The organism is Rhodococcus sp. T2V (assembly GCF_029269925.1).
Taxonomy (GTDB): Bacteria; Actinomycetota; Actinomycetes; order Mycobacteriales; family Mycobacteriaceae; genus Rhodococcus_F; species Rhodococcus_F koreensis.
Window position 1 is genome coordinate 34,602 of the sequence record NZ_JARJBD010000076.1, and the last position, 15,688, is coordinate 50,289.

The window sequence follows — 15,688 nt, forward strand, 5'->3', positions numbered from 1 at the left end:
CTGCGGCGGCGTGACTCTAGCGCCAACGAGAGGGACCAAGTGGTGCCGGGCCACTCCGAAAGGACATCATGATCTCCCAATCTCGTCATCGAGAATTCTCAATTCCGACGACATCTCCGCCTGAGACGATGTTCCGCGACGGGGCGTGACCATACCTCTGCACAGCTCGATGATCTGCTGTCGCGAGCAGGCTAGCGACAATCATCGACTTCACACTCCCGTGATGCACGTCTCCACCAAGCTCGGTCAAGCGGGCATAATCGCGTGCACTCGCTCACCTTGCCGTCCTCCTACCAGGACATCTCAATCTTCAAATCGTCTCTCGTGCCCGGATAGGTACGCAAATCCCATGAGCTATCAGAAGAAGCGCCGTCTTCGTCATCATCACCGCCGCGTATGGAACGAAATCAACCGCAAGCGCAAACATCCGGAGAGTGAAGCAAACCTCATCATCGATTTCGCCAGAAGATGGGCACCATACGGGGGCGCCCCCAAGGAGGAAATCTTCATAAACTTCGGAATGACAACACACAACTTTATAAAGCGGTTGTGGCAAGTCATACCCGAATCGAGCTGCACGCAAGAAGAAATTCGCGACCTAGCGAGCGCATACCCAAATCATATTTTCACGGTCTGGTCGTGACTCAATACCAAGGTGATCAACCCGCCTTCGGCGGTGACCGTCGGTGCGCGGCAGTCGGGCGATATTCTCCCCCTCCCCGCGGGCAATGATCCCGGCGCGGAAGCCGGCACACCATCTGCTTGCTCGAAATCTTTGGCGGATGAAGAAGTACCGACCGACAAGGGTTCGCATCCCGCCCGGGATATATCCTTTCGTGTCCGCGCACGTGGTCGTCGGCCCGAACGGCTCGACGACGTGGCGCTCCTGCAGCGCAGCACCATGCCTACGATCTTTGAGCGCGTCTGAGAACTCTGGTTCGTGTCACGCAGTGCGGGCGAGTCGGCGTGACATGGTCGCGATCATGGCGATGTAGACGATGGCTTCGTGGTGGTCGAGTCTGGTCTCGTAGTCGCGGACGCATCGGCGATGTTTGCAGATCCAGGCGAAGGTCCGCTCGACCACCCACCGCCGGGGCAGAACCTTAAATCCTTTGACATCGTCGGTGCGTTTGACAACCTGAACCGTGAGGGACAGAACATGTTTCGACCAATCGATCAGCCTGCCCGCATAGCCGCCGTCGGCCCAGACCAAAGAAATCGTCGAGCACTGGGCGCGCATCGCAGCCAGCAGCCGGACCGCGCCGTCCCGGTCCTGGATCCCGGCCATCGTCACCACGACCGCCAACAACAGCCCGCTCGAATCCACAGCGATGTGCCGTTTACGGCCGTTCGTCTTCTTCCCCGCATCGTATCCACGACTCGACCCGGGCACGGTGTCGGAACCCTGCACCGATTGGGAGTCGACGATCGCCGCGGACGGCAGCGGGTGGCGGCCGCCCTGGACCCGCACCCTGTCGCGTAGCGCGTCGTGAATCCGCTGCCACACTCCTGCCCGGACCCAGCGGACGAAGATCGCGTACACCGTGGTCGCGGGCGGGAACTCCGTCGGCAACTGCCGCCAGGCGATCCCACCTCGAACGACATAGAAGATCGCATCAAGTACCAGACGGCGGCAGTGCTTTTCGGGACGACCACCACTGCCCGTGGTGTTGCCGGGTGGAGGAAGCAGTGGTTCAAGAATCGCCCATTGAGCGTCGGTCACCGACGATGACGAGTACACCGCGCACCGATGCCCGATCCCCTGATCCGGGGTAGGGCATGACGGACACAGTGCGATGAGCGATGATGGCAAGTGAACTCCTGGTCGGGTCGTGGCGTAAGCACCTACTGACCTACCAGGAGTTCACCCATTCCTCACCAGTCACACGCCGATCACCCCGAGTTTTCAGATGCGCTCTTTGACCGCCCCATATTTCCCGTCGAAACTGGGCTCACTCCTGCGGTCGTTCACTTTCGCATAGATCCGCCAACTCGGTGTCGTTGCCACCCGATTCCTGATGGCCTCGAACGGACACCGCTGATCGATGGCTCGACGTCGGCGGGCGTGTGCTGGACAATAACGACGCTGTCCCAGGACCTTCGTCGGGTCGGTACCCCCACCGTCAATCCCGGTGCACGGGCACCGGAAGCAGGGCTCCGACTTCGGATACACCGGGGTGCGCGGGTTAAACGCGTTGATTTTCAGCACCATCGACGGACAGGCACCAATGACGGTCGGGCAGCGCCTGCGCCGCGATGACTGCGGATCCCCACGAACGGTTCCCATGGGCAGCGACGCCCTCGCCAAGCTCGGTCGCCTGCGCCCGCAGGTGTCGCAAAGGTCTGAGATGGCGCGGACCGAGTCAGCTTTCTACGGGCACGACCGTGTCTGCGGCACTGCGCGCCTGGCGCCGACGTCTCGGCAAACCGTGCGGGATCACCGCAACGGTGAAAGCGGTGTTCGCGAACCGAGCGTCCGGTGGATTTCCCGGGTCGAGGCCGCCGAGATCGACTTCACCGCATTCACCTGGCCCGCCTCCACAAGGGGCACGGGGACTGTTGGTGGTGCGCCGCATCCCCGACCTCAATCTGCAGGCCAGGAACATGGGCAGGATGTTCAACGTCTGGCAATTTCTCGCGCTCTTCAACACTACAGACTATGACGTCCCGGACAGGGGCCACCGCGGGCACGCCATCGTCGAACAGGTCCACGCGAACCTGAAAACTCCGCGCTCGCACGCCTGCCGTCAGGACACGCCAGCAGTTCCCGACTGGAATTCGCGGTCGGTGCGTTCAACCTCACCCGCGCCACCGGTGCCGTTACTGGACAACGGCTGGCCAGGGACAACGACCGCCACCATCCGCAGGACCCTGGTATCTGCACCGGCCCGGATCGCGTCTTCGGCCCGCCGCCTCACCCTGTACTTGCCCCTGGATTGGCTGTGGGAAGTCGAGTGGACACCGGCTGTTCGCCTCTACCCGGCGACGTAAACCGCCGGCTCGATCTTCATGCGCCGTGGCGTGCAGTCGGACGCGAGAGCCCCAGGTTTTCCCGCAACGTCTTACCTCTGTACTCGGTGTGAAAAAGATTCCGCCGCTGTAACTCCGGGACGACTTTGTCGACGAAGATCTCGAGTGAGTCGACCGCGTCTGCGAACATCAGATTGAAACCGTCGGCCGCCCCGGCCTCAAGCCACTCCTCGATGATGTCGGCCGCCCCGGTTGGATCGACCGTATGCGCGGAGGTACGTGTCGAGCGGCCCATCGCTTGACGGACGGTGAGGTTCTCCCTCCTTACCATGTCTAGGAAGTACTTCTGCGCACCTTGCGAACCGACTTCGGACATCGGCACATCCGGGACAGGGTCATCGAGCGCCACAGCGGACAGATCCACATCCCTCCCGAGCACTGTCAAAAGCATCTCTCGTCCGACTTCCTCAGGCACTAGCGAATCGAGGTGCTCCAACTTCTCTTGCGCGTGGGCTTCGCTGTGTCCGACGATCAACGCCAGCCCCGGAAGGACCTTCACCTGACCGGGATCTCGCCCGAAAGCGGCAGCCTCTTCCTTGACCTCTGTATAGAAGCTCTTGCCTTTTTCAGGGTCGGCCTGAAGTGTGAACACGACCTCCGCGTTTCGTGCAGCAAAAGCACGTCCGGGTCCGGAGGATCCAGCCTGGACGATCACAGGTTGGCCCTGCGGTGAGCGCGATATATCTAATGGGCCTGCCGCCGAGAAGTATTTCCCGTGGTAGTTCAGAGCGTGAAGCTTATCGGGGTCGAAGTACCGCCCGGAATCCCTCTCGTTCAGGAAGGCGTCATCCTCCCAACTGTTCCACAATCCAGTCACGACATCGACAAACTCTTGCGCGCGGTCGTAACGTTCGGCATGACCCAAGTGCTCCTCGCGTCCGAAGTTGAGGGCTGCGGCCGTCGACGCCGTGGCAACCGCGTTCCACCCTGCGCGCCCGCCAGAGAGAAAATCCAGAGAGGCGAACATCCGCGCCACGTTGAAAGGCTCGCAGTAGGTCGTGCTGGCCGTCGCCAGCAGACCGAGATGCTCGGTGTGCGCCGACAAAGCAGCAAGCAACGTGAGCGGCTCAGGTCCGCGAACGCCCTTGTGTGTTCGCGAGAGAGCCTCCGTGGTGACCTGGTGTCCGAGAAATCCTACCGCAGGAGAATCCGCCAGAAACAACCCGTGGAACTTACCTCGCTCCGCTGTCTGCGCAACGCGCCGAATGTAATCGAAGTTCATGGGCGGGTCGTTCGGCGCGTCCGCGTCACGCCACGCTGACGGATGTCGGCCACCCCAGTCAGCCACCAGGCACAAAATTGCTTCCCCTTTGTCGGGCATTGTTCCTCCTCGCTCTAACCGAACTCCGCACACGTGAGGCTCCGGGGTAAGACGTGCGGTGGTGGTGCCCGCGGACACCACATGCCGGTTGTTTCGGCCCGGCTACATGTGAACCAGCAGCGTGTTCGTCTACGCACACCAGGTCGGGCTCACGATGCCGTACCAATTGAATGATTTGTCTACGTGTACATTGCGCCGCACCAAGGTGCTGACCCAGGCAGGGCATGCAATCGATTGTAGAAGCGCACTATATGCCCCGCGGCCGCCTATGTCCAACAATCGGAGTCGAAGAACACCAATGCAGGAAGGTCCACACACCCTTTCGGGGGTCTTCGCTCCTTTCCCTACCGCGTTCTGCCCATTCCGGTCCAGCTGACGCACTCGGATGCGGCGAATTGGGCGCGCGAAGTAGATACGTCGTGCACCCAGGCTCGTGAAGCGATCCTGGTGGCATCACGTCGAGATATCCAGGAGGTTTGGCATAAGAGGGTTTGACCGAGGCCGGTGGGGCTCTCGGCAGCGTCAGCGCTGACCGAGTTGGGGCGGAACGCCTCCGCGGCGGGCTGAGCACGAAGATCCCCGCCCTCACCGACAACCTTGCGCGGCACGTTGATGCTGCTGCTCGGCGCGCACCGCGCCCACGACACCGAAGTGCTCCGTCTGCTGACCGACAGGAGTGTTCGCACCGGATCACTCGAAAGCATCTGCGGGAAAGCAGATCTAGAACATCATCTCAAACCGCCGCGGCCGGATCCGAAGTCGCAATGCGAAAGGTCGGTTGGGCCCTCTGTCGGCGTTCAACACGGACAACTACCTCGAACACAACACCTTCGAGCATGGTTTCCGGCATCTCGCGGCATCCCACTTCTAGAAGCGGTCGCTCCTTGACGAAAATCAGGACGAACGTCGGACTATTACAACCTGGCAGTGTGCCTTCTCTTGCCGCTTACAGTTCCGCCGAAGACAGTCCGTCGATTGAGGCTGGACGCTGTGACCCGACCACATCCCTGCGTTAGCAGGGACATCTTATAAGTGTGCTGCAAATTTCGACAAGCCTACCTCGGGCTGCCGCCGCAGTGTTGACATGGATTCGATTGTAGTTCTAGATTACTGTTCTAGAAGCACTGGATAGTGTTTGCTAGCCCTTAGATTCGCACGGCCTCGCGTGGTCGACGAGTCACGAATCTCCTCGGCCTAGGCCGGGAGTTGGCCTCGGAAACACCCGCCGCACTGGACCCAACGCCAACAGAACGTAAAGAACGTACTGCCCACAATTTTCGCGGCGCCCACTCGGCGCTCACAAGGAGTGAAGCTATGTCATCAGAGATCACGCGACCCGGTCGGCTCGCGGGAAAGATCGCCTTCATCACTGGGACCGGCGGCGGCCAAGGTAGCGCTGCTGCGCGGCTGTTCGCCGCAGAGGGCGCCCGCGTCGTTGGCTGCGACCTTGACGCCGAGAAGTCCGAAGCGACCGCCGCAATAGTTCGAGAGGCCGGCGGAGAAATGGTCTCCTTCGCTCCGGTTGACCTCAGTGATCCAGATGCCGCACGCGACTGGATTGAGCGGGGCGTTGCCGAATTCGGCGGAATCGATATTCTCTACAACAACGCCAGCCTGCCGAAATTTGGCTTAGTCGGTGAGATCACACCTGAAGACTGGTCATTCACGATTCGCAATGAACTCGATCTAGTTCTGTGGACGACGCAGGCTGCCTGGCCACATCTAGTCAAGCGTGGCGGAGGCTCGATTGTCAACACAGCCTCGGGCGCAGGGCAGCGCGGCTGGTATGGCGTGCCCGAAGCAAGCCACGCCGCTGCTAAAGCCGGCGTGATCGCGCTCACGCGTCAGATCGCGGCCGATGGTTATGATCACGGTATTCGAGCGAACTCGATCAGCCCCGGCTTTATCGCAACGCCGAATATGCGCGCTTCAGTGAGCAAGGGGCGGGTGAGCTTCATCGCACCCAAATTCCGTGGTCGCTTTGGACGACCAGAGGACATCGGCTATTGCGCCCTCTACCTTGCCTCCGACGAGTCGGGGTATGTCACAGCGTCGGACTTCGTGGTTGATGGTGGCGCTCTTCATATCCTCAAGGTTCCGGATGAGCTGGTCACGGTCGAGGGTCTCGACCAGACGCTCGGCGAGCAGCAAGAGGCTGATCGCTAACCTCGCGCTTTCACGCTGGTCATGCCCGGGCCGCGTGTTGATCATAAAGAAAGGTGCTCTGAACTGGGAGAATATGGCTTGCTAAGGGCCGATCTTCACTGCGTTCGAGCACCTTTCTTGTGGGCAAGTCTATTTCGTGGTGCCCGCCACACTGTCCGTTGACCCCGCCGGAACTGGTGTCGTGTCGCACGCCGGGGCGGTGTTGTTGCTACGCACCGCAGAGATGGCAGGTCTGACGACCGCGTTGTCGAGTGCGCTCGAGCCGTGGCGTAAACCGACGACCTCCCACGATCCGGGCAAGATCATCGCCGATCTGACGATGGCACTCGCCCTGGGCGGCGACTGCCTGGCCGATATCGCGCTGCTGCGGGAAGAACCCGCAGCCTTCGGCCTGGTTGCGACCGATCCCACCGTCTCGAGACTGATTGCCGCATTGGCCGCTGACGCCCCGAAAGCGTTGGCGGCAATCAACTCCGCCCGTTCGACAGCCCGACGGATCGCCTGGAACGCCGCCGGCGAACAGGCTCCCGACCATGAGATCGACGCCGGCCATCCGCTGATCATCGACCTCGACGCCACCCTGGTCACCGCCCACTCGGAAAAGGAAAGGGCTGCCGCCACCTACAAGAGAGGGTTCGGTTTCCACCCGCTGTGCGCGTTCGTCGACCACGGACCCGACGGCACGGGAGAGCCGTTGGCGATGATGGTGCGACCGGGCAACGCCGGCTCCAACACCGCCGCAGACGTACGTTGAGTTTCGCCGTTTGGTCTGGCCCCGTTGATCGGCAGGCAGATTCCGGTGAATGTCGCAACAGTCGGACTCGTCGTGGGGGTCGGCTGGGGCGAACTCGGGTGACCACAGTCAGCGGTTACGGTATGCACGGCGCGGTCGATCGACTGCCGGCCGATGGCGCCAGCGGCGCCCATATCTGCTGCGCAGGTAGGGATTTGACCGATGTGGTGGCGGGTAAGTGCGTCGCCGCGGCCACACCCGAGCACCATCACGGATCGTCGTGCGCTCAGCTCCCATCAACGCCTGCTCGCATCAAGGGCAGGCGAATCTTCAGGCACCTCCTGGCAGATGAGCAACGGCGCCGGAACGACACCAGGTCGCGCCACCGGAGACCGGCCCATGGGTGTGGGCAGAGGCGACCACCCCGGGTCAGGCCGGCGACGTCGCGGTCACACTTCACCGAAGGGCGCAGGTTCTCGTCGGATCCGCCTCGCCGACGACCCCGACTGCTCACATGTCCGACTCCAGTTCTATAGTTCGGCTTCCCGGCACAACGGACCGGTCGGTTTCTGTGGAGGGGTACGTGACGCAAGCTCGCCAACCGGTTCGTGAGGCATTACCCGTCCTCTCGTTCGAGCGGACCGTCGCCCGCCGCTACGTGCACCGTCAGGCCATCGCCGAGGTCTTCCTCACCGACTGCGCGGAGCTCGGTGAGCCGAACCGGTTCGCCCTCGCGGCGCAGTGGCCCCGACTGCACGGCTTCTACCGCGCCAAACACGGTCGATTCGACCCGATGCTGCTGGCAGAAACGCTGCGACAGGCGGCGATCTACCTTGCCCACACCCGATACCGGGTGCCACCGAGCTGGCGATTCGTCATGCAGGAGATGCATGTTCGCGCTCACCTCGACGCGCTGCGGGTCGGGATGTCAGCCGCGGACGTGACGGCGGAGACCACGCTGTCTGATCTGGTGCACCGCGGTGAGGTGGTGACGAGTTTCCGCATCGAGCTGCGGTACTGGTTCGCCGGTCGGGAGATCGGATCGGCATCCGGTGTCGCCGTGGCCCTCCCGCCGTCCGCCTACAGCAGGGCGCGCTGGGGCACCGCCGGGCCGCGCACCCCCGGCCCAGCGCGGTGTAGCACCGCCATCGCACCCGCCGTGGTGGGGCAGGTCGACGAACGGGACGTGGTGCTCGGGCGGCCGACCGGGCGGGGCGAGTGGGAGGTGCGGGTCGACGTGACGCACCCGGTGTTGTTCGACCATCCGCTCGATCACCTGCCCGGAATGCTGCTCCTGGAGGTACTGCGGCAGGGGGCGTTCGCGGCGCTGCAGGTCCCGGATGCACACCTGGCGTCGATCGACGCGGTGTTCCACCGCTTCGCCGAACTCGATCAGCACACCACCGTCGGTGTCCGGGCCCTCGATGCGGATCCGCTGTCGGTGCGGGCGGTGATCCGGCAAGCAGGGAGCGAGATTGCCACCGGACACGTGCGGCTTGCCCACCGCTGAACGACTCAACGCCGCGGCGGCAGCGGCGCGGCGACCCGCGCAAGGGGTGCGCCGATGCAGCGCGCCTTGCGGATCCGATCGATGTCCGGACGCCGGCCGGTGGGCATGATCCCGGGCAGCAGGAACGTCCACATGTCGTCGACCCGCTGCTCCAAATCGGTGCGGTGCGCCAGCACCTGCGAGACCGTCTGGACACCGGTGAAGGCACCGATCACGAACCGGGCGAACCGCGGCGGGTCGATGCCAGGCTCGAGATCGCCCTCCACGAGGGCGCGCCGCGCCAACTGCTCGCACGTAGTGATCCAGTCCAGGTAGGGATCGGTGGGGCCGTCCTCGTCGGCACTGAGCTCCAGGGTGATCCGGATGCCGGCGCGCACGATCGGGTCGTGCACGATCTGCCGGGCCATCTCATGGCAGAGCATCACGATCTGCTCGATCGCCGGAGCCTGCTCGCGGCCGATCGCCGCGACCGAGGCGATGGAGGTGGCGTGCTGCTCGGCGACGATGCACCGCGCCAACTCTTCCTTCGACCTGAAATGAAAGTACAACGCACCCTTGGTGAGGCCGGTGTTCTCGATGATCGTTCCGAGGCTGGCTCCGACATAGCCCTGCTTCTCGAACGTCTCCGCCGCTCCACGAACGATCTGCGCTCGGGTCGCCACCGCCCGCGCCTGTTGTTGAGCCACTACCCACACCTTCCCTGCCCCGTCCGGGGCGAGAAATCCGATAGACGAATGCACACACCGCAATTAGCTGCACAACGCTACCAGCGCTCAGCGAGAAGGTGCGGATCGGACAACCGAGACCGCAGTCGGCGGTGCGATGATCGGGTGGTGGATGGTGGGCGGCCACGGGCTGTCGCACCACGACCGTCGTCACCCTGCGCTGATACCTTCGCCTCGGCGCCCCGGACCCACACTCCGGGGCGGATGGTCTACTGTCGCAGTCGAACCGTTCCTTCAGGGGTTCGTCCCTATCCCGCACCAACAGTCACCACGTTTCGCCTCCCGATGAGGTGGCAGCACAACCCGCCGAGACACGCGGCCCGGGTCGACGACAACGAAGAAACACCCACTCCGCCTGGGTAAGGATGCATTGTGTGCTGCACGGCGAAGTCTGAGCCGTGATCGTGCGCGCGGGTGAGGTGATGTCGAGTCACGCGGGGCGGGCGGCCAATCATGACCGGGTCGGTACCGTCGTGCCAGACAACCAAGGCTGATACCGACGGGGGCTCACGCCGACGCCGTCCGCGAGATCGTCAGACGCTGCACCCTTTACGTCGCATTGTCCGGTCCAGGGCGGTGGGTCTGACACCTCCCACCCCACGTGGCGGCACGTCGTCTCCACGGTAGAAGGGAAATCGCCACGCCCCTTTCTGGTTGTCAGCTGTGCGTTGCCCGCACCGTGCTTGTGCTGGCGCCTATTGCGAACTCAGTTGGCTGCGCAGAAACGCGGTCTCTTCTCGGATCTCCTCCGGCGAGCGCACCAGCTGCCCCCGCGGCGTGACGCCGCGGGAACACGACCGAACACCGTCGATGTTGAATTCCTTCATGACCTCGGCCCGCTCGAGCAAGGCCTCGATGTACTTCTCGCGTTGATCACCGGTCAGCGCCGCAACCAGCGCCTCGTCGATCAACCGCTCGTTGCGCTCGGCAGAAGAGTGCGATCGTGTGGGTCGGCGGGGCCGACGAAACCAAGCAAACATGAACTCCCCCTTATCTGTGCCGACACGCTAACCTATCGCGGCAACCAGGTGCCGGGTGAGGATGGAGACCACGATCGCTGATCGATGCAATCACCGCTGACTGAGCCTTCTACCTGCACAGATCTCAGGTCAGGGGAACAATCGCGCCCGTGTCGATACTCAATCGGTGCCGGTGGAGGACTTGTAGATAGTCCAGAGGAAAGCACGTGGCCGCGCGCAGCGACAGTTCTGGTCTGGGTACCCGGGGTATGCACGCCATCGTCGGCCTCTTCAGCATGGGACCCTCCGCGGGCATTCCGCGACCGGGGGCGTTCGCCGACAGCGAACGACCCTGCCACCGGGTCACACCCATGGTCAGTGGGCGTCGCGGTAGGCCTGCTCGATCTCAGCGGGGATACGACCGCGGGAGGAGAGCGTATAGCCCTGCTCGAGCGCCCAGGCCCGGATCTTCTTCGCCTCCCCCGATAGCCGCCGCGTGGGACCCGGGGTGGCCGTCCGGTCCGAGCGGTGTTTACGGCCTCCGACCCGGGTGGAGTGGGCGATGTAGTACTCGAAGATCTCGCGGAGCTCTGTCGCGTGCTCGTCCTTCAGGTCGATCACGTACTCGACGCCGTCGACGGCGTAGCTGATGCTCTCGCCGTCCTCACCGAACACGGTGCCGTCGATGTCGTCGACCAGTTCGACCACGACCTTGCGTGCCACAGATCCACTCCTCGCGTTCTTCGGTACGGACCTGATGACAGTACTGGAAGTATCAGGTAGTCCGGCGAGCTCAGCGATGTTCCATGAAATCCCACAGGACCAGGGGAACTGTCGCCGCGGTGCGCGTGCGGCCGGGCGTAGCGCTGCCCGCGGGCGGCAGACCCGGAACGGCACCGTGATTCGGCATCTCCGGGTCCCGGGTACTGCGACAAGTATGGCTACCCGACGCAGCACCACAGTTCTCGCCGGCGTGTCGCTGACCGCCCGGGTCGTCGCCGGATGCGGCAGCAACGATGCGACGGAGGAACCCACCGTCCAAACACCGCCCGCATCCTCAGCCGCGACGGCCACCGACATGCTGCCGGTCCCCGACACCTCCGGAGGCGCCTTCGTGCTGCCCGGGACCGCCCTCACCGAGGACAACAACGCCTTCACCTACAACGAGGCCGCCGTCCCGGTCGGATCGACCGTGAACATCGAATCCGACGAGAACGACGGCCGCACCACCATCACCCTCGACGCCACCGGCCTCGCACCCAATCGTGACTTCGGGGTGCACGTGCACACCCAACCCTGCGGGCCGGCCCCGGCGGACTCGGGACCGCACTACCAGAACACCGTCGACCCCGCCGCCACCCCACAAGCCCCGTCATCCGATCCGGCCTATGCCAACCCGCAGAACGAGATCTGGCTCGACATCACCACCGACCCGGGCGGCAACGCCCAGGCCTCGACGACGGTCGACTGGGAGTTCCGTCCCGGGGAAGCCAAGTCCGTGGTGGTCCACGACCAGCACACCCAGACCGCCCCAGGGCAGGCCGGGATGGCCGGCGACCGGCTGGCCTGCATCGACGAGGACTTCTAACCACACCCCGCCGGCATCCTCAGCTGAGCCGGATACCGAGCAACACCGCCACGCAGCCGCACAGTCGCGCCAACCCATTCTCGGACGCCGCCGTACTCCCCTTGCCCGCCACCCGGAGCAGGGCTGCCGGGTTCGGGTTACGGGCTCAGGTTGACCGCATGGACGGTCGGCGGTGCCGCTCCGCGCGGGAACAGGTGAAACGACAGTCTCTCCGGATCGGCCGGGCAGCGGAAACACAGCCGGTGATCATCGGACCAGGCGAACCATTCCGCCCACGAAATGTGCTCGAAATAGTGACCCGACCGGGCCCCGAGGAAGTCGACGAGCAGCACCTCCGCCGAGCACACCGCCGCCGGGTCCGGAACCCGGGCGGGCGCACCACGATGCAGTTGGATCCACCGGCGGATCTCGTCGTGATCGACGGTGTCACACACCCGCATACTCATCCGTGCCTCCATGTTTCGGTCCCCGGACCGACCTGGCGGGGACGCCGTTTCCCGGGGAATGTGCCCTTTTGCCGAGTGCCCCGTCAGACGGGCCGGAAACGGCAGGGGTGCGGTTACGAGAGCAGCAGGGCCGAACGGGTGGGCGACAGACCGCGCACCGCCAGATGCGCAGGAGAACACCTCCTCTCACCTGCGGTGTACCCCTGCCACCTCGTCGAGTGGCGGGGTACTGCACCCGGGTGAGCGTTGCGGGTCTGTGGAGCGCCGCGGGCCCCGAGCAGAGTTCCGTGACTTTCGGGCCAGCCACGCTGCAGGCAGGGTCCGCAGTTCCTGCCGCCGCAACCAGAGTGTGCCGAACGGCGGCCCTTCGGTCCCGGTAGGGGGCGCGACCTCTCCGCCGCGTAGGCCGAGATTCGTCGCTCTCCTCTCCCTTCGTGGGGCCGCGCAGGAGCGCACGCACGCTCGCCCCGCACCCCAGGTCGCACGTCACAGGTGCGGTGGCCACCCTCGTCGAAGGTGTACCGGCCAACGGGCGTGGCCCGCCCCGGCAACTCGTGCAACTTTCGAGCTATCGATTTGCTAGAAAATAGGGCGTGGATTCAGAGCAGGTGTTCGGCGGCGGTGAGCCGCAACGGGTGGGCAGTTTCCGCTTCTACCTGGAGGGGCAGCGGTGGGAATGGTCCGACACCGTCGCCCAGATGCACGGCTACCGGCCCGGCGAGGTCACCCCGACCACCGAACTGCTGCTCTCCCACAAACACCCCGAGGACCACCCGCACGTCGCCCGGGTCCTGGACCGGATGATCAACGACGCCGAACCCTTCAGCAGCAAACACCGCATCATCGACACCACCGGCACAATCCACCAGGTCGTGGTCGTCGGCGACCGCATGCACGACGACACCGGCGCCGTGATCGGCACGACCGGGTTCTACATCGACATCACCGACTCCCACCGCAGCGACGTCAAGGACTCGGTCGACGAAACCGTCGCCGCCCTCGAACAATCGCGTGCGATGATCGAGCAGGCCAAGGGCGCGCTGATGCTGGTCTACGGCATTCCCGCCGACCGCGCGTTCGACATCCTGACCTGGCGCTCCCAGGAAACCAATACCCGGCTCCGCACCTTGGCCGAACGGATCGTCGCCGCATTCGGCGAACTCGAACCCGACACCGGCCTCCGCACCCGGTTCGATCACCTGTTGCTCACCGCCCACCACCGCCCTCCGCGCATCACATAGCCCCAACAAGTGACAGAATCGACCGGCGGTCCCCACACCGGGAGCTCAACACCCGCGCACCCGAACCGGCACCCGCCCGTCGCACGAAAACGCCCCGGCCCGAAACACTTTCCGAGCCTGGATGCGCCTTCTACACGGCAGCCATGTCGGGTGGGTCGGGAAGGTCGACATCGAGAACGAAGTCCAGCCAGATCAGGGCATCGGCCAAGATCTCCGCGCGCAGGGCGATGTCGAATTGTTCGGCGGCCGTGAGCGACCGCTCCCCTTCCACCACATCCTCGGCCAGGAACTCCGCCACGGTCCGCAGCACCCACCGCTCCGACGCCGGCAGAGCCTCACCGTCGACGTACCGTCGACCATCGGTGAAGCGGACGTCGAGGATCACCGTCTCCTCCGGACCCGCGCCGCCCAGCCGCGCGACGATGACACCGACGGTGGCGTCGACGACCCAGGCGAGCACATCGCCGTACACCGGCCGACCCCCGGTCGGGTGCAGCTCCGCGCACACCCGGGATACCTCGCGCGAGAACCGGGCGGCGTCCCGGTCACCGACCAGTTGCAACAGTCGACCGCCGAGAGTCGCGGCCGGCGAGCTGGTGGGGTTGCCTGCGTTCGATCCCATACAAGAGGGTGCCCGGCCCCGGGCCCCATCACGCAGACCGGCCGGTACGAAAACCCTTCATGGGAGACGACTTCTGGCGCCGACCCGGCCGGCCTAGCTGACCATCGCGATCCCGCGTGACCGGAGGGCGGGAGGGCCGATCCGCCTCACCGTTGACGGTTCACTCTCCGCTGGTGCTCTGGCCGTCGACATGGCGAGCACCGTCTCTCGGCTGGGGCCGCCGGTTGGTGCCGGCTGTGGGCGGGGCTACCAGCGGTAGACGACGCTCGGGTTCGGCTCGTCGCTGCCCCGAATCGCGACCGGCGTCGCCGGTGTAATCAACAGGCGCACCGTCGAGTTCTGGCTGACGAAACCGACGAAACCGCCGTTGCCGTTGTCGAACAGGCCGCGGATGGCGTCCTCGAGGCCGTGGGCGGTGGCCGCATCGGCGAGCGGATACCGGACCCCGTCGTAGATCGCTTCGTAACTCATGATCGTCTCCCGCCGCTGATCGTGGTCCCCCCCCAGCGTAGAAGCGCCGCAGCGTCATCGACCCCCGTGCCGGCGCGAGAAACATCCCCTCGTCCGGCTCGGCGGGACGAGGCATGTCAATGAGCGGCACGACAAGGGCGTGCTCATCTCTCCGCAGAAGTCGATCAGTGCCCCCAAACCCAACCAGGCCTGCGGTCCGTGGCCCGGGCGCGACGGAATGAATGGTGGGGTGCGGCCGAAGAACGGCCACACCCACACTCCCGAGATCAGCACTCGGGCACACGGTGGGTGTCAGCGGTCATCTAATTCCCCAGGTTGAGGGGTTTGTCCGTCACGTAATTGGATCTGGCGCAAATTTCGTGAAGCCTCCTGGCGTGTCACTGACCTGCATCGACGAGGTCGGGTGAGGATTCTCCGAGTGCGCTGAAGACGATGTGCGGGTCTTACTCCCGCATCTGGCAGGTATCGATGTTGTGGGTGTTTGGCGAGTCGGATCGACGATCCGAATCCAGGCCCGTTCCCGAGGTGACCGAGCGTGGTGCCCGCGGTGCGATGGTGAAGCCACTCGTGTGCATTCGCGGTATCGCCGACAGCTGGCCGACACCGCGATCGGCGGGCATCCGGTCCTGATCGATGTCCGGGCCCGCCGGTTCTTCTGCGACACCACTGACTGCGCGGCAACAACTTTCGCCGAGCAAATCGCGGGGTTGACCGAGCGCTGGAGTCGGCGAACACCGGCGGGGACAGCGATGATCGAAGCGATCGGCCTGGCCGCCGCGGGCCGGGCCGGCGCCCGACTCTCCGGCCGACTCGGAGTCGCCGTCAGCCGGGACACCCTGCTGCGGGCAGTGCGGTCGATACCCGACCGACCCACCG

General features: G+C 64.6%; 15 protein-coding genes and 2 pseudogenes. 9 read left to right on the plus strand and 8 right to left on the minus strand.

The window, feature by feature from the left end; genetic code table 11:
• The first annotated feature begins 349 nt into the window (after nucleotides 1-349).
• Both P3H15_RS40025 and P3H15_RS40030 read left to right on the plus strand, forming a co-directional pair.
• Nucleotides 350-643 carry a hypothetical protein gene (locus P3H15_RS40025; protein ID WP_276142341.1) on the plus strand — a complete coding sequence of 98 codons (294 nt, stop codon included), beginning with the start codon at nucleotides 350-352 and terminating at the stop codon, nucleotides 641-643.
• A 12-nt stretch (nucleotides 644-655) separates the two neighbouring features.
• Nucleotides 656-928 (plus strand): hypothetical protein, encoded by a 273-nt coding sequence (locus tag P3H15_RS40030; RefSeq protein ID WP_276142342.1) that lies wholly within the window; start codon nucleotides 656-658, stop codon nucleotides 926-928.
• Between the two features lie 15 nt (nucleotides 929-943).
• Here the strand turns inward: P3H15_RS40030 and P3H15_RS40035 are convergent, their stop codons facing one another.
• Nucleotides 944-1,759 (minus strand): IS5 family transposase, encoded by an 816-nt coding sequence (locus P3H15_RS40035; RefSeq protein ID WP_276142355.1) that lies wholly within the window; start codon nucleotides 1,757-1,759, stop codon nucleotides 944-946.
• 803 nt (nucleotides 1,760-2,562) lie between these two features.
• Here P3H15_RS40035 and P3H15_RS40040 point away from each other — a divergent pair.
• A complete protein-coding gene (locus tag P3H15_RS40040) occupies nucleotides 2,563-2,991 on the plus strand; it encodes a hypothetical protein (protein WP_276142343.1) in 429 nt (142 codons plus the stop codon).
• A 16-nt stretch (nucleotides 2,992-3,007) separates the two neighbouring features.
• On the opposite strand, the gene P3H15_RS40045 is transcribed toward P3H15_RS40040, so the two are convergent.
• Nucleotides 3,008-4,351: an LLM class flavin-dependent oxidoreductase gene (locus P3H15_RS40045; RefSeq protein ID WP_276142344.1), complete on the minus strand. Its 1,344-nt coding sequence runs from the start codon at nucleotides 4,349-4,351 to the stop codon at nucleotides 3,008-3,010.
• A 1,314-nt stretch (nucleotides 4,352-5,665) separates the two neighbouring features.
• Here P3H15_RS40045 and P3H15_RS40050 point away from each other — a divergent pair.
• From P3H15_RS40050 to P3H15_RS40060, 3 genes and pseudogenes are all read left to right on the plus strand, one after another.
• A complete protein-coding gene (locus tag P3H15_RS40050) occupies nucleotides 5,666-6,517 on the plus strand; it encodes an SDR family NAD(P)-dependent oxidoreductase (RefSeq protein ID WP_276142345.1) in 852 nt (283 codons plus the stop codon).
• 136 nt (nucleotides 6,518-6,653) lie between these two features.
• Nucleotides 6,654-7,262 (plus strand): annotated as a pseudogene (locus tag P3H15_RS40055) (transposase); the annotation flags it as partial.
• 571 nt (nucleotides 7,263-7,833) lie between these two features.
• Nucleotides 7,834-8,760: a ScbA/BarX family gamma-butyrolactone biosynthesis protein gene (locus P3H15_RS40060; protein WP_276142346.1), complete on the plus strand. Its 927-nt coding sequence runs from the start codon at nucleotides 7,834-7,836 to the stop codon at nucleotides 8,758-8,760.
• 5 nt (nucleotides 8,761-8,765) lie between these two features.
• Here the strand turns inward: P3H15_RS40060 and P3H15_RS40065 are convergent, their stop codons facing one another.
• The 3 genes from P3H15_RS40065 to P3H15_RS40075 form a co-directional block, all read right to left on the minus strand.
• Nucleotides 8,766-9,455, minus strand: coding sequence for a ScbR family autoregulator-binding transcription factor (locus P3H15_RS40065; protein ID WP_276142356.1), 690 nt, complete (start codon nucleotides 9,453-9,455; stop codon nucleotides 8,766-8,768).
• 725 nt (nucleotides 9,456-10,180) lie between these two features.
• On the minus strand, nucleotides 10,181-10,396 hold the full coding sequence (locus P3H15_RS40070) for a hypothetical protein (protein ID WP_276142347.1): 216 nt from the start codon (nucleotides 10,394-10,396) through the stop codon (nucleotides 10,181-10,183).
• A gap of 423 nt (nucleotides 10,397-10,819) precedes the next feature.
• Nucleotides 10,820-11,167 (minus strand): Lsr2 family protein, encoded by a 348-nt coding sequence (locus P3H15_RS40075; RefSeq protein WP_276142348.1) that lies wholly within the window; start codon nucleotides 11,165-11,167, stop codon nucleotides 10,820-10,822.
• A gap of 214 nt (nucleotides 11,168-11,381) precedes the next feature.
• On the opposite strand from P3H15_RS40075, the gene P3H15_RS40080 reads away from it, so the two are divergent.
• Nucleotides 11,382-12,032 carry a superoxide dismutase family protein gene (locus tag P3H15_RS40080; protein WP_276142349.1) on the plus strand — a complete coding sequence of 217 codons (651 nt, stop codon included), beginning with the start codon at nucleotides 11,382-11,384 and terminating at the stop codon, nucleotides 12,030-12,032.
• Nucleotides 12,033-12,169: 137 nt separating this feature from the next.
• Here the strand turns inward: P3H15_RS40080 and P3H15_RS40085 are convergent, their stop codons facing one another.
• Nucleotides 12,170-12,478: a hypothetical protein gene (locus tag P3H15_RS40085; RefSeq protein ID WP_276142350.1), complete on the minus strand. Its 309-nt coding sequence runs from the start codon at nucleotides 12,476-12,478 to the stop codon at nucleotides 12,170-12,172.
• A 593-nt stretch (nucleotides 12,479-13,071) separates the two neighbouring features.
• Between P3H15_RS40085 and P3H15_RS40090 the strand changes: the two genes are divergently transcribed.
• On the plus strand, nucleotides 13,072-13,719 hold the full coding sequence (locus P3H15_RS40090; RefSeq protein ID WP_276142351.1) for a PAS and ANTAR domain-containing protein: 648 nt from the start codon (nucleotides 13,072-13,074) through the stop codon (nucleotides 13,717-13,719).
• A 130-nt stretch (nucleotides 13,720-13,849) separates the two neighbouring features.
• Here the strand turns inward: P3H15_RS40090 and P3H15_RS40095 are convergent, their stop codons facing one another.
• Nucleotides 13,850-14,341 (minus strand): hypothetical protein, encoded by a 492-nt coding sequence (locus P3H15_RS40095; protein ID WP_276142352.1) that lies wholly within the window; start codon nucleotides 14,339-14,341, stop codon nucleotides 13,850-13,852.
• A 246-nt stretch (nucleotides 14,342-14,587) separates the two neighbouring features.
• Nucleotides 14,588-14,812, minus strand: coding sequence for a hypothetical protein (locus P3H15_RS40100; protein ID WP_276142353.1), 225 nt, complete (start codon nucleotides 14,810-14,812; stop codon nucleotides 14,588-14,590).
• Between the two features lie 569 nt (nucleotides 14,813-15,381).
• Here P3H15_RS40100 and P3H15_RS40105 point away from each other — a divergent pair.
• Nucleotides 15,382-15,688 (plus strand): annotated as a pseudogene (locus P3H15_RS40105) (ISL3 family transposase); the annotation flags it as partial.

Bases quoted from the DNA above. Each gene is read 5' to 3' on its own strand.
- P3H15_RS40025 (WP_276142341.1), top strand. From the start codon at position 350: ATGAGCTATCAGAAGAAGCGCCGTCTTCGTCATCATCACCGCCGCGTA.
- P3H15_RS40085 (WP_276142350.1), bottom strand. From the start codon at position 12,478: ATGAGTATGCGGGTGTGTGACACCGTCGATCACGACGAGATCCGCCGG.
- P3H15_RS40080 (WP_276142349.1), top strand. From the start codon at position 11,382: ATGGCTACCCGACGCAGCACCACAGTTCTCGCCGGCGTGTCGCTGACC.
- P3H15_RS40100 (WP_276142353.1), bottom strand. From the start codon at position 14,812: ATGAGTTACGAAGCGATCTACGACGGGGTCCGGTATCCGCTCGCCGAT.
- P3H15_RS40045 (WP_276142344.1), bottom strand. From the start codon at position 4,351: ATGCCCGACAAAGGGGAAGCAATTTTGTGCCTGGTGGCTGACTGGGGT.
- P3H15_RS40095 (WP_276142352.1), bottom strand. From the start codon at position 14,341: ATGGGATCGAACGCAGGCAACCCCACCAGCTCGCCGGCCGCGACTCTC.
- P3H15_RS40050 (WP_276142345.1), top strand. From the start codon at position 5,666: ATGTCATCAGAGATCACGCGACCCGGTCGGCTCGCGGGAAAGATCGCC.